This window comes from Trinickia sp. HAY1-2D, from assembly GCF_056754935.1.
In genome coordinates this window covers 1,346,896-1,371,867 of sequence record NZ_JBPGWX010000002.1, presented here as the reverse complement: position 1 = coordinate 1,371,867, position 24,972 = coordinate 1,346,896, and the positions used below count along the sequence as shown (strand labels likewise).

The following is a 24,972-nucleotide window of genomic DNA, read 5'->3' as shown; positions in this document are numbered from 1 at the left end:
ATCGAGGCCGCGCGCCTTTGCCTTGTCTCCGAATTCATTGATCTAATGGGCGCCATAGTGCCGTTACTCGAAGCAGCTTGCAAACTCTGAACAGTCATCCCAAATATTGAGCACGCATGACGACGATCAACGAAGTGGCACGTTTGGCGGGCGTAACGCCCGCCACCGTCTCCAACGTATTGCGCAAGCGTGGCCGCGTCGGCGAGCAAACGCGTCAGCGCGTACTCGATGCCATCGACACCCTGGGCTATCGTCCGCACCTTGCGGCACGCGCGCTGGCGGAGGGACGCGGTCCCACGCTCGCGTTGATGGTCTCGAGCATTGCCAACCCGTTTTATCCCGAGTTCGCGCTCGCGGTCGAACGTGCGGCCCGGGAATCGGGGCACTTCGTCATCATTTGCAATACCAACGACGATCCGGCCATGGGTCGCGCCTATCTGGAGCAAATCGCCGGTACGTTGTCGGAGGGCGTGCTCGTCATGAACGCGAATCTCGATTTCGCCGATCTCGCGGCGACCGAAGCACGCGGCGCACCGGTCGTCCTGTGCATGTGGGAGCGTCCCGAAGCCCCACCGCGCCTGCCCTGCGTGGCAGTCGATTTCGCATTGGCCGGGCAGCTCGCAGCATCGCATCTGATCGCGCTGGGACATCGAAAGATCGGCGCCATCGTCGGCAGCAAAGCGTCCGGTATCCATACGCCGCGTCACGAGGGGTTCGCTGCCGCGATGCTGGAAGCCGGACTCGAAATCGATGCCAGCACCGTCATTCACGCGCCCGACACGATAGAGGGCGGCTACACGGCTGCTCGCTCGCTGCTCGAGCAACACCGCGCGCTCACGGCGATCTTCGCGACCAATGACCTGCCGGCGCTCGGAGCCATGCATGCGGCGGCCGATGTCGGCCTTCACGTGCCGCGCGATTTGTCGGTCATAGGCATCACCGACATTCATCTCGCCCGCGAATCGCGGCCCGCATTGACAACCGTCGCGATACCGACGGCCGAGGCAGCACAACTTGCCGTCACGTTGCTGCGCAAACTGGTCGTCAAGGGTTCGCGTGTGCCCGATGGGGAACCGGAGATCTGCGAGACCTCGGCACCGCGGCTCGTCGTACGCGCCTCCACGGCCCCGCCGCCCGCGAGACGCCGTCCAGTCAAGAGGAACACGACCGCATAGCGATGCCAACGCGTGACGCGCACAGCATTGCATGCCATGCGCTCCCTTGCTCCGCGCGCATGATTGCCTGCATCAGCCTTGCCAGTTCGACACGCATCGCTATACTTGGAAAAAATCTGAACAAACGATCTGTCTATCCGTAACCACGTATCCAACAACATCCGAGGAGAGGCGCATGGGGGAGCAGCTCGAACAACGCGAATCGTTCGCATTGATGCATCAGATGGGGCTCAACGATGGCGCCATCGAACGCCGCAAGCAAGTCGTTGCCCTGGAGCCCTCCGACCTCGCCCGCATTGCGCGCATCAGGGATCTCGTGCTGCCTCGCGTCGATGAGTACACGGCTGCGTTCTTCGGGCATCTCGCCAAGTTCGACGAGGCTCGTCCGCTGTTCGACAATCGAGCCTTGCTCGAGAAGGCGAAGCGGCTCAAGACGGACCACTTGCAGGGTCTTGTATCGGGCGACTACAGCAGACATTACGTGGCGCAGCGCATCGAGCTGGGCCGGCTTTACGCCGTGGCAGGGCTCGAGATGCGGTTTTTTCTCGGCGCATTCCATCAACTGCTGAGGTTCATCGGCAACGAGGTCATGACGCATTCGGAGCACGCGCCGCTCGAAGCGTTCGATGCCTTCATGTCGCTGAAAAAGGTGGCGTTCTTCGATCTTGGGCTGATCGTCGATGTGCTGGTGTTCGAACGCGAGCGCATCATTCGACAGCAACAGGAAGCCATTCGGGAACTGTCGACACCGGTCCTGCAATTGCGCGATCGGCTGCTGCTGTTGCCAATCATTGGCGTCATCGATACCTACCGGGCCCGGCTCATCACCGAAAACCTGCTCGAAGCGGTGCGCGCACGGCGCGCGAAGGTGGTCGTCATGGACGTCACCGGCGTGGCGACGATCGATTCGCGCGTCGCGAACCACATCCTGCAAACGGTAACCGCGGCACGACTCATGGGTGCGCGGGTCATCGTAACCGGTATCGCGGCGCCGGTTGCGCAATCGCTGGTCGCGCTGGGTATCGAGCTCGATCGGCTCCTCGATACGGTCGGCGATCTGCAAGGCGGTATCGAGCTAGCCGAGCAGATTCTGGGCTATCGCGTGTCACAAGGCAACGCCAACGAGTCGCGCGCCAACTCAACGAGCTGATACCGTGTCCGTTCCCATTCTCAAGCAAGGCGATGTACTCATCGCATCGATTCAATCGGCGCTGTCGGACCAGGATCTCGTTCAATTGCGGGATGGTTTCGCCGAGAAGATCGGTCGATTGCGCACGCGAGGCGTCGTCATCGACGTCACCGCGCTCGACGTGCTCGATTCGTTCGCTACCCGCACATTGCGCGGCATCGCCTACATCGCGAAGCTGCGCGGTGCGCAGACCGTCGTAGTCGGGATTCAGCCCGAGGTCGCATTTGCGATGGTTCAGCTCGGCCTGTCGCTCGATGGCATTGCGACGGCGCTCGATCTCGAGGAGGGCCTCGCCCATCTCGGCGATACCGCGAACGGGAGCGCTGGCGATGGCGGATGAATTTCACGTGCCGATCGAGCGCGAAGAGGATGTCGTCATTGCCCGTCAGAAGGGGCGCGAACTCGCTGCCGCTGCCGGATTCTCGATGACGGACCGGACCATCATCGCACTCGCCATTTCCGAGATGGCGCGCAACATCGTCAGCTATGCACGCCGCGGAGAAGTCACGTTGCGAAAGCTCGACGACGGCGCGCGTGTCGGCATCATGATCGTCGCGGAAGACGAGGGTCCGGGTATCGCCGACATCGAACTCGCGATGCGCGACGGCTATTCGACCGCGAAGAGCCTCGGCGTGGGCCTGCCCGGGACGAAGCGGATCATGGACGAGTTCGAGTTGATCTCCGTCGTGGGCAAAGGCACGAAGGTCACGATGAGGAGATGGCTGAGATGAACGCCGCGTCCCCGCCTCGTGAACCCATCATCGAATGGGGTTGGGCGGGGCGTGCGCTCGAAAGCGTCTCGGGCGACCTGCACGTCGTCGTTCAATTCGACGACGGGGCCGTGGTAGCGCTGCTCGATGGTCTCGGGCATGGCCACGAAGCGGCGCAAGCGGCATGCGCGGCGGCGCCGATCATCGAGGCGCACGCGCGCGAACCCATCTTGCAAGTGCTGCAGCATTGCCACGAAGGGCTGCAAAAGACGCGTGGCGCCGCAATGAGCATTGCGTCGTTCGACGCTCGCGACAGCTCGGTGACCTGGGCGGGCGTCGGTAACGTCGACGGCGTTCTCGTTCGGGCCCAACCGGACTCGCACGCGCGCGATCGCGCGATTTCGACGCGTGGCGGCGTCGTCGGCTACCGCGTGCCCCCGCTGCGAGCGGAGCGCCTGTCGCTATCGCGCGGCGATACGCTCGTGATGGTCACCGACGGCATACAGAGCACATTCACCGCACGCATGCCGATTGCCTGCACCCCACAGGAGCTTGCGGAAACCATCCTCGTACGATACGGCAAGGCTACGGACGACGCGCATGTCGTCGTTGCCCGCTATCTCGGAGCGCACGCATGACGACGCAGCTCGCCGCGCTCGCAGCCGAATACCTGAGCGGGCTTCGCGCCTATCTCGAGCACGAAGGCGAAGCAGGGCTCACGCATGCTTACGAGATCGGCCGGCGCGCCCTGAGCCAGGGCGTGGGACTGCTCGATATGGCGGCGCTGCATTACGCTTCGCTCGATGAACTCGTGCTCCCTGCCCCATCGCAGGATCGGGCCCGGCTCGCGCAAGCCGCGGCAGCGTTCTTCAACGAACTGCTCGCGCCTTTCGAATTGTCCATCGAAGGCTATCGCGCGGCGCTGGCGGCGAGCGAGGAACGGTTTCAACTGGCGGTGAGCGGCACGACCGCGGGCTTGTGGGACTGGAATCCGCAGACCGACGCGATCTATTTCTCCCCGCACTTCAAGCGGATCACGGGCTATGAAAATCATGAACTGCCCAATGAGCGCCAGGCGCATTTCGGCGCGATTCACCGCGACGATGCGCACCGCGTCGAACAAGCCCTGAAAAAGCACCTCGACGAGCGTCGCCTCTATGACGTCGAATACCGGGTGCGCATGAAGTCAGGCGAGTTCCGCTGGGTCCAATCCCGCGGGCAGGCGTTGTGGAACGACAAGGGCGAGCCTTATCGCATGGTCGGCTGGATCATGGACATCACCGATCGCAAGCGCGACGAGGAAGCGCTGCGCGCATCGGGAGAAGAGCTGCGCCGTCTGTCAGGGCATATTCAGCACATCCGCGAGGAAGAGAAGGCTCGCATCGCACGCGAGCTGCACGACGATCTGGGGCAGCAGCTGACCGCCCTGAAGATGGCCGCGTCGATGCTCGAACATCCGGGCGGCGGCGGATACCTGCCCGCGCCGAAACAGGCGTTCAAGGCGATGTACAGGATGATCGATCAGCTTGTCGACTCGGTGCGGCGAATCGCGGCCGATCTGCACCCTGTCATGCTCGACGACCTGGGCCTGATCCCGGCGATCGATACGCTGATCGACGAATTCACGGCGCGTTATCGAATCAAGGTGACCCGCCATATCGACGCGGACGCGATTGCGTTCAACCGGGAATGCCGAATCGATCTCTTCAGGATGGTGCAAGAAGCGCTGACGAACATCGCGCGCCATTCGGGCGCAACGGAGGTCGTCCTCGATATCGTTCGCGAGGAGCCTCACTGCGTCGTACGGGTCGTCGACAACGGCCGCGGCGCGGCCCAGAACGATCGACGGGGCAGACATTCGTTCGGGCTGCTCGGCATACGCGAGCGCGCGGCCCTGCTGGGCGGCGAGGTCAGCATCCGGACGGCACCGGGCGCCGGCTTTGCGCTGACTGCGACCTTGCCGCTCGAGGCGGTGGAGGTCAGGCGTGAACTGCGCTGAGTAACGTTAAAGCAGGTCTCGCTCGCCGCCGTCATGCCACTGCGTCATCGTCACCGTGACGCCTTGACCCGGTGCCGAACTGATGTGGAATTCGTCGACGAGGCGTTTCGCGCCTGCCAGTCCGGCACCCAACCCGCCTCCTTTGGTCGAATAGCCGTCTTGCATTGCCCGTGCGATGTCGGGAATCCCCGGGCCGTCATCGCGCGCAACGACAAAGACACCGCGACGCTGCCCATCCGCAGTCGAGTGAAACGTCAGTTCCCCGCTGCCCGCGTGAACGACGATATTGCGTGCGATTTCAGTCACCGCGGTGGCCAACGCGGCCACTCGGGCTTCGGGGAGGCCCTGCTGCGCACCGAGTTCGCGAACGACCTGCCGCGTCCAGGCGACATCCGATTCGCCAACCACCGACACATGCACTGCGGCGCCGAGAGTGCGATGCGTCGTCACGGCAACGCCCCTGGGGGATATATGCGACGGACTCCTTTCATACGAATGCCCTCGCTGTTTTTGGCGTGCATGCATCCTAGCACCGCCGCATCGATGCGTCGTCCCTCCCCGGCGGCACGCGGCTTGCTGGCTTGGCGTTGCCCACCGATCTGTTTCGATATTCACATTTCAGCATATCGGGCGATACGCCCGGAGAGGAGCGCCCATGTCCACGCCGACGAACGATTCGCCGCGGCACGATCCCTACGACAACGTGCCCGATTCTTCGCTGCCGCCCTATTCGAACCGACACCCGATCACGCGCGCGTTCGATTCGTTTGCGAGCGCCGTAACACGATGGACCGGTTCGCCTATCGCTTTCAGCATCGCTGTGATCATCATTGCGGTGTGGGGCGTGCTCGGCCCGGTGTTCAAGTTTTCCGATGCCTGGCAGCTCGTCATCAATACTGGCACGACCATCGTCACGTTCCTCATGGTGTTCCTGATTCAGCAAAGCCAGAACAAGGACAGCGTCGCGATTCATCTGAAGCTCAATGAGCTCGTAGCGGCAAACCGCAGAGCGAACAGCGAGCTGATTGGAATCGAGGACGTGTGCGAAGAGGACTTGCGGCGCATTGCGAGTGCTTATCTGGCACTCTCGAAAAATGCGGAGGCAACTGAGGAAGTCCGGTCCGAGGTCGAACGCGAGATCAACGAGGCAAAAGAAAGGCCCGGGGGGAAGAACAAGTAACAGCACGACCGGGGAAACAGCACCCGGTCCGCAGATCAGACGATGGCCTTCAGACGGGAAAGCACCTCCTGCGTGTGCTCGCCGATGCGGGCGAGTGCCCGGCGCACGCCGAGGCGGCGCCCGTCCATCGTCAGCGGCAGCAACGCAATCTCGGTCATGCCACCGTCGTCCGTCGGCATCGGTGCGAGGCCACCGCTCGCTTTCAGATGCGGATCGTCGAACAATTGGTGCGGGCGAACGATCGGTGCGTACGGAATACCGGCCGCCTCGAGCTTGGGTGTCAGGTCTTCGACGCGAAGCTGCACGAGTATCGCGCCGAGGCGTTCGAGCAGTTCCGGACGAACGGCCACGCGCTGGGCATTCGTGGCGAAGCGCGGCTCGGCTGCGAGCTCGGGGCACTCGAGCAGTCGGCACAGGGTAACGAATTGCTTGTCGCTCACGGCTCCGATGAAAAGCTGCTCGCCTTCGGCCAGCGTAAAGACGTCGTACACTCTCCAGGCTGAAACGCGCGCAGGCATGGGCGGAGGTGCCTCGCCCGTCATCGCAAACTGCTGCATATGCTGCGAACAGAGGAACACGCAATTCTCGAAGAGCGCGCTTTGCACCTCTTGCCCGCGTCCCGTGCGTTCGCGCTCGCGCAGCGCGGCAAGCACACCGATCACGCCGAACATGCCGCCCATGATGTCGTTGACCGACGTGCCGGCACGCAGGGGGCGGCCGACCGGTCCTGTCATATACGCGAGGCCTCCCATCATCTGCACCACTTCGTCGAGTGCGAGGCGCTTTTCGTAGGGTCCGGGAAGAAAGCCTTTATGCGAAACATAGACGAGGCCCGGGTATAGAGCCGAAAGCGACGCGTAGTCGAGTCCGCGCTTGCCCATCAGCCCCGGGCGGAAATTCTCGATCATGACGTCGCAGGTCCCGACCAATTCGACGGCGGTCCGCCTTCCCTCGGGCGTCTCGAGATCGAGCACGACGCTCTTCTTGTTCCGGTTGAACGAGCGGAAAAAGCCGATGCCGAGCCCCGGCAACTGTCGCGTTTTGTCGCCTCCCGGCGGCTCGATTTTGATGACCTCGGCACCGAGGTCCGCGAGGATCATTCCGCAGGTCGGCCCCATGACCATATGCGTGAATTCGATCACGCGTATGCCTTCGAGCGGGAGCCGGCCGTTGCAATGGGTCTGACTGCTCATATTGCCTCGTCAATGCGCATAGCTATGGGCACTGTATCGGTTCCATATCGGCGTCAAAAGCGGTATTTTGGCAGCGTTATCGTTCCGATCCGGAATGCCATGTGCCGCGCACGCGGCATCGAGGAGCCTCGTCCGATGCACGACATCGATATCAAAACGCTGCGTCTATTCGTAGCCGTGTGCGATCACCGCAACATAGCGCGCGCCGCCCAGGAGGCCCATATCGAGCCATCGGCGATCAGCAAGCGCATAGCACAACTCGAGAGCGAGCTTGGTGTGCCGTTGCTCTCGCGCTCTCGCCGCGGCGTCGATCCGATGCCTGCCGGGCTCGCGCTTCTCGAGCATGCGCGGGCGGTGCTCTTCACGATGGAACGGATGGAGAGCGATGTTGCCGCGCTGGGTGCGGGGCTGCGTGGCAGGGTCAGTATTTGCGCTTCGCCTTCGGCGATGGCCGAGAGTCTGCTCGACGATATCGCATCGTTCATGCGTGCGCCCGAGAATAGGAATATCCGTGTCGATATAGAGGAGCGGATGTCGACCGATCTCGTTCGACAAGTGCGCGAGGGAACATCGGCGATTGGCGTTTGCTGGGACAACGTCGATCGCAGCGGCCTGCAGGCGCAACTTTATCGGCGTGATCGCCTTGCGATTGCGGCGCATCGCGATCATCCGCTTGCGAGCAAAAGGTCGATCGATTTCGAGCAGACGCTCGAGTATGACCATGTAGGGCTGCCGCCCAACTCCTCGGTGCATACGATGCTCAGGCGAGCCGCGGCGAACGTCGGGAAGACCATAACGTACAGGGTCATCGTTTCGAACCTGGATGCCACATTTCGCGTGGCCGCCGCGGGATTGGGGATCAGCGTTGTGCCGGTGGAGGTCGGCCGAACCTATCGCCGCGCGCTCGGGCTGCGGATCGTTCCGCTGAACGACGCATGGGCATACCGGCGCTTCGTTGTCTGTTGCAAGGATTTCGATGCGTTGCAACCGCCGGCTCAGCGGCTCGTGAAGTATCTTGGAACGCGTGCGGAAGGTGAGTGAGGCTTGAAAATCCTGATTCCTCCTTCCTCGTTCCTTGTTCAGTTCAGCGACTGGCGTAGCGGTGTGCGCGGCGCCAGGGCGATCTCTCGAACTCTCGCCCTCAACGCTTGAATAGGCCGATCAACAAGCAATACGATACAAACGCCGAGGCCGACTGCGATCACGTAACCGATTAAAAATACCCACCAACTCCGCATGGGCGACCCGATTCCGATGATATGCCATGCAATGAATGCTCCAAGCCACTGACACAGAAAAACAGGGTACGAAAGGTCGCCGAACCACAGCGATATATTCTTTGTTATCCCATGGGTTTTTTTGCCATGAAGGATAATTACGGAAACACATGCCAGTATATTGTTGACGTAGTAAAACAACCCGTAAAACGGGCTTGCATCGAATCGTAGAGCCAGGCGCCAATTGACCACGAATACGGCAATAACCGATATCAGAATTGCCAGTTGATTCACCGTTGATGCATGCTTCCTCGGCTTCGATCGACTGAGCATGTCTGTCGCGAAGTAAGACGCTGCCCCGAGACTGAACGGCAACATCGCCGCTGAAACAGGAAAATAGTGAGCTCCTTGATCCGCCCCAACATGGAATTGATAGGCCTGCCATAGAATGGCAAGCCCTACGCTGGAAATCGCCGTCCATGCGCGGCGCGAAACGAAAAGCCAAAGAAGGAAGTAACAGCAAATTTCAACGGCTACCGACCATGTCGTCGGGGAGATTCTGAAGTGCTGACTCGGTAGAAATGTCCAAGGGAAAATCAGAATATTACCAATCCAGTCCTGCCATTGAGCGGTTCCCCACAAAGGATGGAAGGATCGCGCATTTGACAATCCCCACAGGAACGGTATAGATACCATGCAAATCGCAAGTTGAGCCGGATAGAGTCGTAGAGCCCTATTCGAAAAAAAGCTTACTGGATTGAATCGGTACGTCTCATGCAGGACCAGCGTCATCAAGTACCCGCTGATGACATAGAAAAAATTGACCGCCAGTATTCCGATGGTCGGCACACTGCCACTGAAATGGAAGACGACAACGCAACAGGCGAGAAAAAATCTTAGGATGCCTAGCATGGCTTGAATGGGTGTGTCGACTGGACCGACATTTTACATCGTCGATCAAAGGATTCGTGCTAGCTCGCCGGTGCCGACCGCGTAGATTGCCGCTCGGCGGCGAGCTTGGAAAAAGCAACCGATGGTTGATCGATGAACCGTTCATACACGCTTGCTACGAAGAACGTGAGAGGCCAGGCGATGGCGCACGACAGTGCTATCGACCAACCATATCCTAGATGCCGTGCGGCAATCGTCACGACGGCAGACGCCACGGTAAAAAGTATAGGAAAGTGCGTCAGATACAGGCTGAACGATATTTTCCCAAGCCACCTTGGCACACGACCGCGCAGAAATGATCGGCAGCTCGGTGTGATGCATAATCCCAAGAGGATGGCCAACGCGGCGACGGACAACTGTAACTGCGCGCCACCGACGCTCTTTGTCAAATTCACTTTAGCCAGCACATCAAGTACGAATTGGAACGGCTGATAGTGACGTGTGAAGCTCAGTGCGACGCCCAGCCCGAGCAGCGCATAGCCTACGGTGGACCACTGTGCGCTGTCGCGAGACAACAGTCGATGTCTGCCCATATAAGCAGCGAAACCAGCGAGGAATAACGAGTATTGGCTCGTTCCGGTCACGAACAACAAGGCGACGAAGATGAGCCAAAACGCGGGCCTTGGCAACCGACGATATGTGGCGGATAGAGCGATCACCAGCATTGACCCCCAGAACTCAGCGTGGAGCGACCAGAGAGGAATATTGGCTGCGATGTTGATCGGCGTCAGTGGGAATACGTCCTTGAGGTAGGGTGTGCGATCAAATATCGACACACCACCGTAACCGGTCAGCATTGAGCTCAACACCGCTTCGCCGAAGAATGAATGAGGTGTGAACGGGACGAGCGACAATCCCGTGAGCCAACTCGACATGCTGACCCTCGCCGCATCGGCGTGCACCGACGGCATGGACCAGAGCAGCAGCGTCGCGAATATAACGGAACATACGATCGGCGGGTACAGGCGCAGGAATCGCTTCGCAATCTGCGACGGGATACCAGAAGTCGACTTGGTGAATGAACCGGCGAGCACAAAGCCGCTCATGGTGAAGAACATATATACCGCCATGGTCCCATTGATCAGCGAGAATATCGGCGTGCCCGTGAGCCACGCCTCCCATGAAAAATGAGGCGGCGCGTTCGCGACGCGCGCGAAAGCAGGAAGGAAGGCGGAACAGTAATGCGTTAGAAGCACCATGACCGCAGCAATCCCGCGCATGCCCTCGATAAATTCAAATCTTTCTCCTGCGCTGATTTTTTGACCCATCTCTCGTTCTCATTTTTAGAATACCTCCGATTTTACGGTATAAATGCCTTTCTGATGGGCCGCTTCGTCTTGCGGGCTCTCGCTGCCGCCCCAAATGACAGAAAACGCGATTAAAGCTGCAACGAGTGGCACAGCGCGGCTTTTATCTTCTCTTTTTCGCGGCTGTCGAGCGCTTGAGGTTGAACGGCGCAATTTTACGTGCGTCGGCTAGAACGTATAGTTCAACGTCACCATATACCTTTGACGCCGGACGGGACGCCGTCCTGCCAGCGCGAAGCCCAGGTACCCATGAGCTCGCGTGCGCGTCAAGAATATTTCAACCGAACTTGTGGTCGGTGAACGCCCTGATCTGCTCACGCGTCCAGACACCAGGGAAGTTGTGACTCCCAGACTTGCGTAGCTCACGATCGAACGCGCAGGCTCGGTACGCCTAGGTACCTATGGGCGATCACCCCGCATAACAGCGTCACCAGCGCACAAGGCGATGCGTGGGGTCTGTCAATGAGCGGCGGCGCGATGCGCCCTAGCGCGCGTGAGTATTGTGCCTGCGCCCCATACGATCAGGGCGGCAATGATGAAGCTCAATGCGAGCAGCACGCCGAGCAATACGGTTTCCTCGCCCTCGATGCCTACCGCGCCGAACAGGCGGAACAACGGCGCAAGCGCGGACCACACGGCTTCACTGCCGACCCAGCGCGCGAGCGGATCGATGCGCGAAAGCCCGAAGAAAACCGGGCCAGTCAGCACAAGGGCAATCACGAATCGCAGAATCAACTTCATCGGACGTCCACCGTTCCGTAGTAGGGGGTGCTCGTACCCGGAATGGGCTTCGTCGGCTGTGAGAGTAAGTAGTCGCGCAGACGATCGAACTGGTGTTGTGACACGAGCGTTATGCAGCCGTCGCTCACGCCCCATCGGCCGTTCGGATGCAAGCGGAAATTGCCGCGCCTCACACCTTCCACGAAGGTCCAGTCGTCGATCTTGCCGTCAGCGCTATAGAGCGCGAACCACGTCGCGCGCTCGCTATTCGACCACATATCGAGCCCGAGATCTCTGAGGCGGCCAAGGCGTCCGCCCGTTTCACGCTTGATAATGTAGTAGCGCCCCTTCGGGATCGGGCCTGCGTTGGGGACGGCCGTGGCGGTGGGTTGGTCGACGTATGCGCCGTTACCGGAGAATGCAGCGACCGCGCCGAAGCCGGCGCACGAGAGCAGCGAGGGGTTCTTGCTGTTGAGGGTGAAAACGCACTGGGCTGGCAACTTTGTCCTTGGTGGCGGCGGCGACCCCAGTAATGTATGACGAGAGCCACTGGGCGTGCAATCTAGCAAGCGAACGTCGGATTGAGGAGCGCGGCGCACTGTGTCGACATCGTATTAAGCTCCGGCCCAACCCGATGAAAGTGACTGCGCCATAGCACCGACATATGAGCAGTTTGCCTAATTGAGGTTCTGAGATGAGCCGGATGTAAATCGAGCGCAATGTCAACCAGCCTCGCGGCATCATCAACTTCCCTCTTGGGGTGGGCCCGTCTTTCAGGAAGTCAATGAGGCACGTGCGCGCGGCGTCTTGTTTGATAGGTTTTTTGCTCATGCTCAACGACTAGTCGGAATTCACCTCGATGCACGAGGATGTACGCTCCCCAACCGCGCGAGTTTCCGACGTTTAGGCAATGACTAGGCAACACAAGCCGAGAACCGACGATGATGGCGCGGGAAGGCCAAAAACGAAAAACCCGCGTCAGCCTTGACTGACGCGGGTTTTAATCTGGTCGGGGCGAGAGGATTTGAACCTCCGACCACCTGCACCCCATGCAGGTACGCTACCAGGCTGCGCTACGCCCCGAAAGCATGAAAGTATAACAGACACTTTCACCGAAAAGAACTACACCTCATCACTAATGACGCAACAACTCGATGACACCGCGCAACTCCTTGCGCAGCCGCTCGATATCGACAGCCGGCGCAGCGCTCGGCGCTGGCTGCGCCGCCGGCGCTACATCGGGTTGCGACGCATCGCTGCCCTCTTCCATCACCGCACCGCGCGCATCGAGCCGATTGCGCGCACCATTGATCGTGAAGCCCTGCTCATAGAGCAATTCGCGAATCCGCCGAATCAAAAGGACTTCGTGATGCTGGTAATAGCGCCGATTACCGCGCCGCTTCACCGGACGCAACTGCGTAAACTCCTGCTCCCAATAACGCAGCACATGCGGTTTGACGCCGCACAGTTCGCTGACTTCACCAATCGTGAAGTAGCGCTTCGCCGGAATCGGAGGCAAGACGACTTTTTCGACCGTCGTTGTCATCGTCAGTTAACCGTCGTGGTGAATGGGCGCGACACCGCGCCTTTCGCTCGTCAGCGCGGGAAAGTCGCTTCGACTCCGTTTTCGACGAGCGCCTTGAGCTTTTGACTTGCGTGGAACGTCACGACGCGGCGCGCGGCAATCGGAATCGCCTCGCCTGTCTTCGGGTTACGACCGGGTCGCTGCGGTTTGTCCCGCAGCTGGAAATTGCCGAATCCCGACAGTTTCACGCCATCGCCGCTTTCGAGTGCGTCGCGAATCACGTCGAAGAAAGCCTCGACCATATCCTTCGCCTCACGCTTGTTGAGCCCGACGTTATCGAACAGCAACTCGGCCAGCTCAGCTTTCGTCAGCGTCGGCGTTTCGCTCGAAACGCCCGCGGGCGGGGTCGGAATTTCTCGAATCATGGCGCCACGCTGCGCCGAAAGAAGGGCTTCGAAATCACTCGAGTTCATTTCGTTCATATCTAAAAACAGCGGCCATCCGATGCCAACGCGCAGCGCCGGCATCGTTCCGAAGCTGTTCGCGCTTACCCCCGCAACCGCGCACCGTAGACTCGAGCCAAACGATCCACCAAGGCCTTGACGGCCGCATCCACCGTCTCGTCCTGCAGCGTGCCGCCAGTATCTTGCAGGGTCACGCGGAAGGCAAGGCTTTTCTCGTGCGCAGCCAGGCCACCGGAAGTATTTGATTTTGCACGAAATTCATCGAAGAGCGCAACCCTTTGCACGAATTTGCCGGCGCCCTCGCCCAGCGCCTTTTGCATCTCGTCCAGCAGCGCCTGCGTCTCGATCTTCTGATCCACCACCACGGCAATATCGCGCCGCACCGGCGGAAATTTCGATACTTCGGCGGGCACCGGCAACGCGCGCGCCATCACCGCTTCGGCGTCGAGCTCGAAAACGATCGGCGCCTGCGGCAAATCGTATTGCCTCATCCAGCGCGGATGCAGCTCGCCGATGAAACCGACTGCGCGACCGTCGAGCTCGATGCGAGCACTGCGTCCCGGATGCAGCGCGGGATGCTCAGCCTTCACGAAGCGCGCAATGCGCGGCGCAAAAAGCGCCTCGACATCCGCCTTGACGTCGAAGAAATCGACCTGGCGTGTCGGGAGACCCCACTGCTCTTCCGCCACGGGCCCATAGGCAAGCGCACCGATACGCTTCGGCTGGATGTACCCTTCGACGGCATATTCGCTGGCCTCCTGCGTCGCATCGCGCAGGAATACGCGCCCGAGTTCGAACACGCGGATACGCTCGGCACGCCGATTGAGGTTGTGGCGAAGCACATTCACGAGGCTGCCGACGAGCGTCGTACGCATCACCGACATCTGGCTCGCAATCGGATTGACGAGCCGCACCGGATTATCGTTGCCGGCAAAATCGCGCTCCCACGATTCGTCGACGAAGCTGAAGTTGATCGTCTCCGAGTAATCGCGGGCGGCCAGTGCGTGGCGAATCGCGTGAATGGAGCGCTGCGTCTCGTTCGTCGCGCGCATTGCGTTTGCCGCCATCGGCGGGCGCGCCGGAATCTTTTCGAAACCGTAAATACGCGCCACCTCCTCGATCAGATCCTCCTCGATCTCGATATCGAAGCGGTACGGCGGCGGCGTGACGGAGAACCGCTCGTCGTCGAACTCGAACGCGAGCCCAAGGCGCTCGAAAATACGAGCCATCTCGTCGGCGGGAACCGGCACGCCGATGATGCGCTGCGCACGCGCCACACGCATCGCGACCGGGGTGCGCTTCGGTACGTTGACCGTTTGATCGTCGACCGGACCGGCCTTGCCGCCGCAAATATCGAGAATCAAACGCGTGATGTATTCGATGTGCTCGACCGTCGTCGAGTAATCGACGCCACGCTCGAAGCGATGGGCCGCGTCGGTCGAGAAGTTGTACCGGCGTGCACGCCCGCGGATACTGTCGGGCCACCAGAACGCCGCCTCGAGATAAATGTTCGTCGTATCGAGCGTGACCGACGTACGCTCGCCACCCATGATGCCCGCCAGGCTTTCGACTTGCCGATCGTCGGCGATGACACCCACCGTCTCGTCGAGCTCGATCGTATTGCCGTTCAGCAACTCCAGGCTTTCGCCGCGGCGGCCCCAGCGCACTTCGATGCCGCGATGAATCTTGTCGAGATCGAACACGTGCGTCGGCCGGCCGAGCTCGAGCATCACATAGTTCGAGATATCGACGAGCGCCGAAATGCTTCGTTGTCCTGAACGCTCCAGCCGTTCGACCATCCATTGCGGCGTTCTCGCGCGCGCATTCACGCCGCGAATCACGCGCCCGGAAAACCGGCCGCACAAATCGGGCGCCGCGATGTTGACCGGCAGTGTCTCGTCGAGTCCGGCCTGCACCGGCTCGATTGCGAGGGGCTTCAGCGGCGCCCCCGTAATGGCCGACGTCTCGCGCGCGACGCCAAAGACCGACAGGCAATCGGCCTTGTTCGGTGTCAGCTTGATTTCGAAAATCGTATCGTCGAGATTCAACGTCTCGCGAATATCCTGACCCACCGGCGTATCCTCGGGGAGGATCAAAAGGCCGCTGTGGTCTTCCGAAAGTTTGAGCTCGCGCGCGGAGCACAGCATGCCCTGGCTTTCGACGCCGCGCAGCTTCGAGAGCTTGATCGCGAACGGCGCGCCGCCCTCCTCGGCCGGCGGCAGTTGCGCGCCCACGAGCGCAACAGGAACCTTGATGCCCGGGGCCACGTTCGGCGCACCGCATACGATGTTGAGCGTCGTGCCGGTGCCTGCATCGACCTGGCAGACATTGAGCTTATCGGCATCGGGATGCTTGACGACTTCGAGCACGCGCCCGACGACGATCTTCGACGTGGGAGGAGCGGCAGGCCGCAGCGATTCGACTTCAAGGCCAGCCATCGTCAGCGCGTGCGACAGCTCTTCGGTCGTCAGTTGCGGATCGACGAATGCGCGAAGCCAGGATTCAGGGAATTGCATGAGTGTCTACGTTCGAATGAATGAGGTCCAGCCGGGGCAATGCCGAGCGCGCGCGGCGTCAGGCAAATTGCCGCAAAAAGCGCAGATCGTTTTCGAAAAAGAGCCGCAAGTCCTGCACGCCGTAGCGCAGCATCGTCAGGCGCTCGAGCCCGCTGCCGAACGCGAAGCCGATATAGCGTTCGGGATCGAGACCCATGTTGCGGATGACGTTGGGATGCACCTGCCCCGAACCCGAGATCTCGAGCCACTTGCCGGCATTCTTGCCTTCCTCGAACTTCATGTCGATTTCGGCCGAGGGCTCGGTGAACGGAAAGTACGACGGCCGGAACCGAACCGAGATATCGTCGCGCTCGAAAAACTTCCTGAGGAAATCGGTATAGACGCCTTTCAGATCGGCGAAGCTGATGTGCTCGTCGATCCACAGCCCCTCCACCTGATTGAACATCGGCGAGTGCGTCGCGTCGCTGTCGACGCGATACGTGCGTCCGGGCGCGATGACCTTGATGGGCGGCTTGTTGGTGCGCGCATATCGCACCTGCATCGGACTCGTATGCGTGCGCAACAGCAAGGGGCGCCCCGTTGCATCCGTGCCGTCGATGTAAAACGTGTCCTGCATCGAGCGCGCCGGATGGTTTTCCGGGCTATTCAATGCGGTGAAGTTGTACCAATCCGTCTCGATCTCCGGGCCATCGGCCACATCGAAGCCGATCGAGCCGAATATCTGCTCGACCCGTTCCCAGGTGCGCATCACGGGGTGCAGACTCCCCGCGCCGTTGCCGCGGCCGGGCAACGTGACATCGACCGCCTCCGCGGCGAGCCGCTGGTTCAACAGCGCCTCGGCCAGCGCATCGCGGCGCGCGGACAGCGCGGCTTCGACTCGCTGCTTCGCGACGTTGATACGCGCGCCCTCGGTCTTGCGCAGGTCGGGATCGAGCTTGCCGAGTCCCTTGAGAAGTTCGGTCAGCACACCCGCCTTGCCAAGGAAGCGCGCCTTCTCGTTTTCGAGCGTGACGCCATCGGCGGCTTCGTCAAAGGCCCTTTGCGCCTCGGCAACAATCTGGTCCAGATCCATTGATCCCATCATTTCAACGTCGAGGAAAAATTACGAGAGAAAGCGCTCGACCAACAAAAACGGGGGCTCGGTGAGGAGCCCCCGTTTTTGTCGCGGCGACACCGGCTTTTACCGATACCGCCGCCACGAACCAAGCAGTACTAATTTCGCAATTAGGCTGCGACGGCGGCTTTCACCTGCTTCACGATCGCGGCAAAAGCAGCCTTGTCGAACACGGCCATATCGGCCAGCACCTTGCGGTCGAGTTCGATCGACGCCTTCTTCAGGCCGTTGATGAACACGCTGTACGTCATATCGTGCTGGCGCACCGCCGCGTTGATACGCGTGATCCACAGCGCGCGGAACACACGCTTCTTGTTGCGACGGTCACGGTATGCGTACTGACCTGCACGCATGACCGCTTGCTTCGCAATGCGGAAGACGTTGTTGCGACGGCCGCGATAGCCCTTCGCAAGGTTGATGATCTTCTTGTGGCGGGCACGTGCTGTAACCCCACGTTTGACTCGAGGCATGTTTCGCTCCTATGAGTTGTCGGTTGAGGGTTACGCGAACGGCAGCATCGCGCGCACCGAGTCCAGATTGGTCTCGTGCACCGCGGTGGAACCGCGCAGATGGCGCTTGTTCTTCGTGGTCTTCTTCGTGAGGATGTGGCGCTTGAAGGCTTGACCGCGCTTGACGGTACCGCCCGGACGCACCACGAAGCGCTTTGCAGCGCTCTTCTTGGTTTTCATCTTAGGCATGACGAACAACTCCATTTATTAGATGGCGATGGGTGTGCGGCCGGCAAAATGCCCCAGATCCGCCCTTCGAAACCCAGTCCACTTGTTTGCGGCGCCCAGCCCGAAACCTCCCGGGCCCGCCGCATTTTCAGGAACGACGCTTCGCGTCGTTCCGAAACCTGCCGGGTACTGCCTGTGCGAAGCCAACGTACCGCGAACGACCGTTCCGTTCGCGGCACGACGCCTCACTTCTTCTTTTTCGGCGCGAGCACCATGATCATCTGGCGCCCTTCCATTTTCGGCATTTGCTCGACCTGCCCGACCTCGTCGAGGTCGGTGCGCAGGCGCTCGAGCATCCGCATACCGATTTCCTGGTGCGCCATCTCGCGACCGCGGAAACGCAACGTGATCTTCGTCTTGTCGCCGTCCTCGAGGAAGCGTACGAGGTTGCGCAGTTTGACGTTGTAATCACCGTCGTCAGTCCCGGGACGGAATTTCACTTCCTTGACCTGGATGACCTTCTGCTTGAGCTTGGCCTCGTGCTGCTTTTTCGCTTCCTGGTACTTGAATTTGCCGTAGTCCATCAAGCGGCAAACGGGCGGGACCGCCTGGGGTGCGATTTCCACCAGATCCACGTCCTGCTGTTCCGACATGCGGAAAGCATCAGCCAGTTTTACGATGCCGAGCGGTTCGTTGTCGATTCCGACCAGACGCACCTCGGGTGCAGAAATTTCACCGTTGATGCGATGCGACTTATCAGTAGCGATGTTCGGTTCCTCTAGAAATTAAAAAAACGAGCCGCGCTGCCAAGTGGTTACTTGAAGGCCTGGACATCCTGACGCAGGCGCTCAACGAAGGTATCGATCGGCATGACGCCAAGATCCACACCGCCACGGGCACGCACGGCTACCGTTTGGGCATCACGCTCTTTATCGCCGACCACGAGCAGATACGGCACCTTTTCAAGCGTATGCTCGCGTATTTTATAGCTAATTTTCTCGTTGCGCAAATCGGCCTCGATTCTAAGCCCTTGTTTTTGCAACGTTTGGACCAGCGCACTCGCATACTGGGCCTGGCTTTCGGCGATATTCATGACCACTGCCTGGGTCGGCGCGAGCCAGGGCGGCATCGCACCGGCGTGATGCTCGATCAGAATGCCGAGGAAACGCTCCATCGAGCCGACGATGGCCCGATGCAGCATGACCGGCCGCCGGCGGCTGTTGTCCTCGGCGACATATTCGGCGCCCAGGCGCTCCGGCAGCACCATGTCGAGCTGAAGCGTACCGCATTGCCACGAGCGGCCCAGCGCGTCCTTGATGTGGTACTCGACCTTGGGGCCGTAAAACGCGCCTTCGCCGTCGAGCTCCTCCCACTGCAATCCGCAGGCCGTCAGCGCTTCGCGAAGTCCGGCTTCGGCCCGGTCCCAGATCTCGTCCGTGCCCGCGCGCTGCTCGGGACGCAGCGACAATTTGATATCGATATGCTCGAAGCCGAAGTCGCGATAGACGCTCATCGCCAGCGTATTGAACTTGATCGACTCCGCGATGAACTGGTCTTCGGTGCAGAAAATGTGTCCATCGTCCTGCACGAAGCCGCGCACGCGCATGAGCCCATGCAGCGCGCCCGATGCCTCGTTGCGGTGACACGAGCCGAATTCCGCATAGCGCAGCGGCAAATCGCGGTACGAGCGCAGGCCGTGCTTGAACACCTGAACGTGCCCGGGACAGTTCATCGGCTTGATCGCGTAGTCGCGCTTTTCCGATTCCGTCGTGAACATATTCTCGCGATAGTTCTGCCAATGGCCCGACGCTTCCCACAGCGAGCGGTCCATGATCATGGGCGTCTTGATCTCGAGATAGTCGTCCGCATTGACGCGGCGGCGCATGTACTGCTCGACCTGCTGCCACAGCGTCCACCCCTTCGGATGCCAGAACACCATCCCGGGCGACTCGTCCTGCAGATGGAACAGGTCGAGCTGACGGCCGAGCTTGCGGTGATCGCGCTTCTCCGCTTCCTCGAGCATGTGCAGATAGGCGTCCTGCTCTTCCTTCTTCGCCCACGCCGTACCGTAGATCCGCTGCAACTGCTCGTTCTTAGAATCGCCGCGCCAATACGCGCCCGCGACCTTCATCAGCTTGAAGACCTTCAGCTTGCCCGTGGACGGCACGTGCGGGCCGCGGCACAAGTCGGTGAAGCCGCCATGCGCGTACAGCTTGATCTCGTCCTCGGCGGGAATCGATTCGATGATCTCGGCCTTGTATTGCTCGCCGATGCTTTTGAAGTACTCGACGGCTTCGTCGCGCGATACCACGCGCCGCGTCACGGGCTCGTCCTTCTTCGCGAGCTCCTGCATGCGCTTTTCGATCTTCTCGAGATCCTCGGGCGTGAATGGCCGCTGATACGCGAAGTCGTAATAAAAACCGTTGTCGATCACCGGACCGATCGTGACTTGCGCTTCGGGATAGAGATCCTTCACCGCATACGCGAGCAGGTGGGCCGTCGAATGGCGAATGATGTCGAGGCCATCGGGGTCTTTGTCCGTGACGATGGCAAGCGACGCGTCGCGATCGATCAGTGCCGACGTATCGACGAGCTCGCCATCGAGCTTGCCGCCCAAGGCGGCCTTGGCAAGCCCCGGACCGATGGAGGCCGCCACTTCGGCAACCGTGACCGGATGCTCGTACTGTCGAACCGAACCGTCTGGCAGGCGTATCGAAACCATTGCGTTCTCTCCGGTTGCCGCGAAGCGCGCGGCATCGTCAGAGGCCGGAGTCAGCGCTCGAGCGCCAACTCCCGCCGACCGCTGGCGGGACTCCAGTAAGTGCTGAAGCACCAACTGGAGTCGACTCAGCATGGGGCCCGAGTAAGCGCTGAAGCGCTAACTCGGGCCGACAAAAAAATGCGGCCCCGCTTTCGAGGGGCCGCATTCACTTTCATTAACCGCAGATACTGAAACAGGGCGAAAGAGGTCCTCGACTAGCGTCGCTCCGAAGTTGTTTCGGTCAACGTTCGCGGTGTCATAACCGTATTCGCCTTTGACGCCCGAGGGCGTATTTCGCGCTGCTTGAAAAACCGGCAAACCGGATTTTCGTATTTCGTTGGTAGGCTCGATTGGACTCGAACCAACGACCCCCACCATGTCAAGGTGGTGCTCTAACCAGCTGAGCTACGAGCCTGAAGAAAGAGAGATTATATGGAGTCCCTGAAAACTTGGCAAGCACTTTTATGCTTTCACATGCAAGCGCAGACCCCGTTCGCAGACCTCGCTTCCACGCCGCCCTCCGTGCCCTGCGTCAGCCCTTGCGGGCCGCGCGCACTACGCCGCTCACTTCGCCCAGCAACGTGCACGCACGCTGTACCTGCGCCGCGTTCGACACCTCGACGGTGAACTGCATGAACGCCGCGTTGCGCCGGCTCATCGTCTTCACGCCGACGACATTCATCTTCTCGCGCGCGAACACTTCGGAGATGTCGCGCAAGAGCCCCTGCCGGTCCTGCGCCTCGATCGTCAAATCGACCGGATAGACCGAAGCGCCGCGGCCACCCAGCACATCGGCCGACCACGCGGTCTGCAGCACGCGCTCGGGCGCCCGCGCCGCCATGCGTAAAAACATGGGGCAGTCGTCGCGATGGATCGACACGCCCTTGCCGCGCGTGACGAACCCGCTGATCGCGTCGGGCGGCGCCGGCCGACAGCACCGTGCAAGCTGCGTGAGCAGCGCGTCGACGCCGACCACCAGCACACCGGCCGATGCGCCGTGCGCCACGCTCGAGCCGCTGCCGCGCTTTTCGAATTGCGCGGGCGCCTCGGGTTCCGGTTCGGGCGGCGGCGTGTCGGACAGCGCCTGCTCGATCGCACGCACGCTGAACTCGTCTTTGCCTACCTGCGAAAAAAGCTCTTCCGGCGATTTGAAACCGAGCTTCGCCGCCAGATGATCGAGACTGACCGAGGTCTTCCCTTCGCGCTGCAACGTCTTTTCGACGATGGCCCGTCCATTCGCAACGTTCTCTTGCGAGTCGATCGCGTTGAACCAGGCGCGGACCTTCTGACGCGCACGCGCGCTTTGCAGATAGCCCAGCTGCGGGTTGAGCCAGTCGCGCGACGGCCCACCCTCCTTCACCGCAATGATTTCGACCGTCTGTCCATTCGAAAGCGGCGTGTTGAGCGGTACCATCGCGCCGTCCACCCGCGCGCCACGGCAGCGGTGGCCGAGTTCGCTATGCAGGTGGTAGGCGAAATCGACAGGCGTCGCCCCTTGCGGCAGGGCGATCACGCGTGCCTGCGGCGTCATGACGTAGATGTGATCGTCGTCGAGCGTGGCCTGGCGCAGCTGCTCCCAAGGGTTCTCCGGATGCTCGCCCTCGGCGACTTCGTCTTTCCAGGCGAGCAGCTGGCGCAGCCAGGCGATTTTCTCGTCGTACTTCTCGCTCGCGGTGAACTGGCCGCCGTAGCCGCGCACGCCGGCTTCCTTGTAACGCCAATGCGCGGCCACGCCGTATTCGGCGAAGCGGTGCATCTCCTGCGTGCGAATCTGGACTTCGAAGGCACGACCGTCATCGCCGATCACTACGGTATGGAGCGATTTGTAGCCGTTCGGCTTCGGACGAGAGATGTAGTCGTCGAATTCCTTCGGCACGGGCTGCCAGAGGTTGTGGACGATGCCGAGTACCGTGTAGCAGTCCTTGATGTCGGGCACGATGACGCGAAACGCGCGCACGTCGTAGAGCTCCGCGAAATCGAGTGCCTTGCCGCGCATCTTGCGCCAGATGCTGTAGATATGCTTCGGCCGCCCGCTCACTTCGGCCCGGATATGCGCTGCGGCAAGCTCCTGCTGCAGCCGTTCGATCGCACTTGCGACGTAGGTCTCGCGCTCGACCCGCTTCTCGTCGAGCAGCTTGGCGATGCGCTTGTAGGTGTCCGGGTCTTCGAAGCGGAACGCAAGATCCTCGAGTTCCCATTTGAGCTGCCAGATGCCGAGCCGGTTCGCGAGCGGCGCGTAGATATCGAGCGTTTCGCGGGCGACGTCGACGCCCGGCGAGCGCTTCGCCGCAGCGTAGTATCGCAGCGACTGCACGCGCGACGCGAGCCGGATCAACACGACGCGGATATCCTGCGCGAACGCGAGCAGCATCTTGCGCAGCGCTTCGATTTGCGCGCGGCGCTCCTCCTGGGCTTCGCGACTCGCGTCGGCCGCGGCGCTTTGCGTCACGCGCAGGCTCACGGTACCGAGCCGCAGCAGCTTGCGCACATCGCCGACGAGACGGGCGACTTCCTCGCCGAAGCGCTCCGCGATCTTGCGCTCCGGGTCCTCCAGGCGCGGCGTGAGCACAAAGAGCGCCGCCGCCAGCACGGCGGGCGGATCGACATTGAGCTTGCGCACGATCGTCGCCGTTCCCTCGGCGTGATCGGCCAGCAATTCGCCCGTCGGCAAGCGCGCGTCGCCCGCGTGCTCGCGCACGAAGGCAAGCGCCTCCTCGTAGGACGGCAACGCCGCGGCGTCGTTTTCGGCAATCATCGTGAAGCCCACTTTCTCAGGCGAGGCAGCCCTCGCACGCACACCCGCAGGCCGCTCAGCTGTTTTGCTTTTGTGCTGCGACGACGACGATTTCGACGAGGCACTCAGGGTTGGCGAGTTTCGCCTCGACGGTGGCGCGCGGCGGCGTGTCGCCCTGCGCGACCCACTCGTCCCATACGGCATTCATTGCCGGGAAATGCACCATATCGGCGAGATAGATTTGCACTGACAGCAAGTGCGTCTTGTCGCTGCCCGCCTCCTGGAGCAGGCGATCGATATGGCCCAGCACTTCGCGCGTCTGGCCTGCCGCATCCTGCGCGGTGTCCTCGGCAATCTGCCCGGCCAGATAGACGGTGCCGTTATGAATGGCGATTTCGGAAAGACGCTTGCCGACGTGATGACGAATGACTGCCATTTGAAAAGTCCTGTTCGATGACCGCTCGATCGGTCGTTACGCGCGGCGGCGGTAGGCAACGGCGCTACGCCCAGCCCTTCGCCGAATGCGAGACGCCGCGCGCGAGACCGTTATTATGACGCGTTGCCGTCACCGACGAAGAACTGGCGCGCAATGCCGATCTGTTGCGGGTCGAGAAACGCCGGCGCATGGCCCACGCCTGGAATCTCCACGCTCGACACCTGATGTCCGCGCGCCACCATCTGTGCGACGGTCTCGCGCGAGAGCAGATCCGATAACGCCCCGCGCACCACGAGCACCGGACATTTCGCGGCCTCGAACAAGTGCCAGAGCATCGCCTCGCCGGCGGTATTGGCCTCCGGGGTCGAAGCGGTAAACGGCACGGCAATGCCCGGATCGTAGCGGAATTCCCAGGCGCGGTCGTCGCGCTGCCGCAGCAGCGGCGTATTGATCTCGCGCCATTCGTCGAGCGTGAGCGGCCCGAACGAAGCGGCGAGCAGCGCAGCGTGATCGATGCCCTCGTCGAGCGAGGCGAAGCGCACCGGCTGCCCCACGTACGAGCCGATCCGCGCAAGCGCCGCGGGTTCGATATGCGGGCCGACGTCGTTGACGAGCAGCTTGCGCACGGGCGTACCCGTCAAGCCCGCCATCGCCATCCCGATGAGCCCGCCCATCGACGTTCCGAACCAGTCGACGGATTCGACATCGAGTCGCGCGATCAGCGTCGTCATGTCGGCCACATATTGCGGGATGCCGTAGCGGCTCGGCTCCGGCAGCCAATCGGACTGGCCGCGGCCGACGACATCGGGACACACCACGCGGTAGACATCCGAGAGCGCGGTCGCAACGCGGTCGAAATCGCGCCCCGAACGCGTGAGGCCATGCACGCAGACGAGCACGCGCTCGTTCTCGGGGTCGCCCCACTCGGTGTAGGCCATCCGGTGCAAACCGGCAGGGTTTGCGCACTGCACATAGCGCAGGCGCGAACCGGCGGGTTGCGAGGCGTGGGCGGGCGATGCGCTACCGGGCGACGAGCTCATGGAACGACCCTCGAAAAAAAAGCCGGGCGCAGCACGGGCCCGGCACATTGCGTCTCGCGCGGAC

At 61.3% G+C, this 24,972-nt stretch carries 24 protein-coding genes, 2 tRNA genes and 2 pseudogenes; 9 read left to right on the top strand and 19 right to left on the bottom strand.

Annotated elements, in window-relative coordinates; translation table 11 throughout:
- The first annotated feature begins 116 nt into the window (after positions 1-116).
- The 7 genes and pseudogenes from ACR9ZC_RS13360 to ACR9ZC_RS13330 all read left to right on the top strand — a co-directional run.
- Positions 117-1,175, top strand: a complete 1,059-nt coding sequence (locus ACR9ZC_RS13360) for a LacI family DNA-binding transcriptional regulator (RefSeq protein WP_481580636.1) — start codon at positions 117-119, stop codon at positions 1,173-1,175.
- A 175-nt stretch (positions 1,176-1,350) separates the two neighbouring features.
- Positions 1,351-2,325, top strand: coding sequence for a protoglobin domain-containing protein (locus ACR9ZC_RS13355; RefSeq protein ID WP_481580635.1), 975 nt, complete (start codon positions 1,351-1,353; stop codon positions 2,323-2,325).
- Between the two features lie 4 nt (positions 2,326-2,329).
- Positions 2,330-2,704 (top strand): STAS domain-containing protein, encoded by a 375-nt coding sequence (locus tag ACR9ZC_RS13350; protein WP_481580634.1) that lies wholly within the window; start codon positions 2,330-2,332, stop codon positions 2,702-2,704.
- Positions 2,694-3,095, top strand: a complete 402-nt coding sequence (locus ACR9ZC_RS13345) for an anti-sigma regulatory factor (protein ID WP_481580633.1) — start codon at positions 2,694-2,696, stop codon at positions 3,093-3,095. Before ACR9ZC_RS13350 ends, ACR9ZC_RS13345 begins: the two co-directional genes overlap by 11 nt.
- Positions 3,092-3,712, top strand: coding sequence for a SpoIIE family protein phosphatase (locus ACR9ZC_RS13340; protein WP_481580632.1), 621 nt, complete (start codon positions 3,092-3,094; stop codon positions 3,710-3,712). Before ACR9ZC_RS13345 ends, ACR9ZC_RS13340 begins: the two co-directional genes overlap by 4 nt.
- A pseudogene (locus ACR9ZC_RS13335) lies at positions 3,709-3,957 on the top strand (phosphatase RsbU N-terminal domain-containing protein); the annotation flags it as partial. The gene ACR9ZC_RS13340 and the pseudogene ACR9ZC_RS13335, both read left to right, overlap by 4 nt.
- Before the next feature lie 33 nt (positions 3,958-3,990).
- Positions 3,991-5,073, top strand: a pseudogene (locus tag ACR9ZC_RS13330) (sensor histidine kinase); the annotation flags it as partial.
- 6 nt (positions 5,074-5,079) lie between these two features.
- On the opposite strand, the gene ACR9ZC_RS13325 reads toward ACR9ZC_RS13330, so the two are convergent.
- Entirely contained in the window at positions 5,080-5,523 is a 444-nt protein-coding gene (locus ACR9ZC_RS13325; protein ID WP_481580631.1) for an anti-sigma regulatory factor, read from the bottom strand.
- A gap of 205 nt (positions 5,524-5,728) precedes the next feature.
- Between ACR9ZC_RS13325 and ACR9ZC_RS13320 the strand changes: the two genes are divergently transcribed.
- The gene (locus ACR9ZC_RS13320; protein WP_481580630.1) at positions 5,729-6,253 is read left to right on the top strand and encodes a low affinity iron permease family protein; all 525 of its coding nucleotides are present in this window, start codon (positions 5,729-5,731) and stop codon (positions 6,251-6,253) included.
- A 35-nt stretch (positions 6,254-6,288) separates the two neighbouring features.
- Here ACR9ZC_RS13320 and ACR9ZC_RS13315 read toward each other — a convergent pair whose 3' ends face one another.
- Entirely contained in the window at positions 6,289-7,446 is a 1,158-nt protein-coding gene (locus ACR9ZC_RS13315) for a CaiB/BaiF CoA transferase family protein (RefSeq protein WP_481580629.1), read from the bottom strand.
- A gap of 135 nt (positions 7,447-7,581) precedes the next feature.
- On the opposite strand from ACR9ZC_RS13315, the gene ACR9ZC_RS13310 reads away from it, so the two are divergent.
- Complete coding sequence (locus ACR9ZC_RS13310) at positions 7,582-8,487, top strand: LysR family transcriptional regulator (protein WP_481580628.1); 906 nt, start codon at positions 7,582-7,584, stop codon at positions 8,485-8,487.
- 38 nt (positions 8,488-8,525) lie between these two features.
- Here the strand turns inward: ACR9ZC_RS13310 and ACR9ZC_RS13305 are convergent, their stop codons facing one another.
- From ACR9ZC_RS13305 to ACR9ZC_RS13225, 17 genes are all read right to left on the bottom strand, one after another.
- Positions 8,526-9,575 (bottom strand): acyltransferase family protein, encoded by a 1,050-nt coding sequence (locus ACR9ZC_RS13305; RefSeq protein ID WP_481580627.1) that lies wholly within the window; start codon positions 9,573-9,575, stop codon positions 8,526-8,528.
- Between the two features lie 59 nt (positions 9,576-9,634).
- Positions 9,635-10,882 (bottom strand): acyltransferase family protein, encoded by a 1,248-nt coding sequence (locus ACR9ZC_RS13300; RefSeq protein ID WP_481580626.1) that lies wholly within the window; start codon positions 10,880-10,882, stop codon positions 9,635-9,637.
- Between the two features lie 498 nt (positions 10,883-11,380).
- On the bottom strand, positions 11,381-11,662 hold the full coding sequence (locus ACR9ZC_RS13295) for a hypothetical protein (protein WP_440559203.1): 282 nt from the start codon (positions 11,660-11,662) through the stop codon (positions 11,381-11,383).
- Complete coding sequence (locus ACR9ZC_RS13290; protein WP_481580625.1) at positions 11,659-12,141, bottom strand: DUF2778 domain-containing protein; 483 nt, start codon at positions 12,139-12,141, stop codon at positions 11,659-11,661. Before ACR9ZC_RS13290 ends, ACR9ZC_RS13295 begins: the two co-directional genes overlap by 4 nt.
- A 506-nt stretch (positions 12,142-12,647) precedes the next feature.
- Positions 12,648-12,724, bottom strand: a tRNA-Pro gene (locus ACR9ZC_RS13285).
- Between the two features lie 52 nt (positions 12,725-12,776).
- Positions 12,777-13,187: a MerR family transcriptional regulator gene (locus ACR9ZC_RS13280; protein ID WP_481580624.1), complete on the bottom strand. Its 411-nt coding sequence runs from the start codon at positions 13,185-13,187 to the stop codon at positions 12,777-12,779.
- 50 nt (positions 13,188-13,237) lie between these two features.
- Positions 13,238-13,648 (bottom strand): integration host factor subunit alpha, encoded by a 411-nt coding sequence (locus ACR9ZC_RS13275; protein WP_173258880.1) that lies wholly within the window; start codon positions 13,646-13,648, stop codon positions 13,238-13,240.
- Between the two features lie 65 nt (positions 13,649-13,713).
- Complete coding sequence (pheT, locus tag ACR9ZC_RS13270; protein WP_481580623.1) at positions 13,714-16,146, bottom strand: phenylalanine--tRNA ligase subunit beta; 2,433 nt, start codon at positions 16,144-16,146, stop codon at positions 13,714-13,716.
- Between the two features lie 58 nt (positions 16,147-16,204).
- A complete protein-coding gene (gene pheS / locus ACR9ZC_RS13265) occupies positions 16,205-17,218 on the bottom strand; it encodes a phenylalanine--tRNA ligase subunit alpha (protein ID WP_481580622.1) in 1,014 nt (337 codons plus the stop codon).
- Between the two features lie 152 nt (positions 17,219-17,370).
- Complete coding sequence (gene rplT / locus ACR9ZC_RS13260) at positions 17,371-17,730, bottom strand: 50S ribosomal protein L20 (protein WP_173258875.1); 360 nt, start codon at positions 17,728-17,730, stop codon at positions 17,371-17,373.
- A 30-nt stretch (positions 17,731-17,760) separates the two neighbouring features.
- Positions 17,761-17,958, bottom strand: coding sequence for a 50S ribosomal protein L35 (gene rpmI, locus ACR9ZC_RS13255; protein WP_331573357.1), 198 nt, complete (start codon positions 17,956-17,958; stop codon positions 17,761-17,763).
- A gap of 224 nt (positions 17,959-18,182) precedes the next feature.
- A complete protein-coding gene (gene infC, locus ACR9ZC_RS13250) occupies positions 18,183-18,704 on the bottom strand; it encodes a translation initiation factor IF-3 (RefSeq protein WP_173258971.1) in 522 nt (173 codons plus the stop codon).
- Between the two features lie 47 nt (positions 18,705-18,751).
- Positions 18,752-20,659 carry a threonine--tRNA ligase gene (thrS, locus tag ACR9ZC_RS13245; RefSeq protein WP_481580621.1) on the bottom strand — a complete coding sequence of 636 codons (1,908 nt, stop codon included), beginning with the start codon at positions 20,657-20,659 and terminating at the stop codon, positions 18,752-18,754.
- Between the two features lie 377 nt (positions 20,660-21,036).
- Positions 21,037-21,113 (bottom strand) — tRNA-Val (locus ACR9ZC_RS13240).
- Between the two features lie 117 nt (positions 21,114-21,230).
- The gene (locus ACR9ZC_RS13235) at positions 21,231-23,453 is read right to left on the bottom strand and encodes a RelA/SpoT family protein (RefSeq protein WP_440560599.1); all 2,223 of its coding nucleotides are present in this window, start codon (positions 23,451-23,453) and stop codon (positions 21,231-21,233) included.
- Between the two features lie 55 nt (positions 23,454-23,508).
- Positions 23,509-23,868 carry a RidA family protein gene (locus ACR9ZC_RS13230; protein WP_481580620.1) on the bottom strand — a complete coding sequence of 120 codons (360 nt, stop codon included), beginning with the start codon at positions 23,866-23,868 and terminating at the stop codon, positions 23,509-23,511.
- Between the two features lie 113 nt (positions 23,869-23,981).
- Positions 23,982-24,908: an alpha/beta fold hydrolase gene (locus ACR9ZC_RS13225; RefSeq protein WP_481580619.1), complete on the bottom strand. Its 927-nt coding sequence runs from the start codon at positions 24,906-24,908 to the stop codon at positions 23,982-23,984.
- Positions 24,909-24,972: the final 64 nt, after the last annotated feature.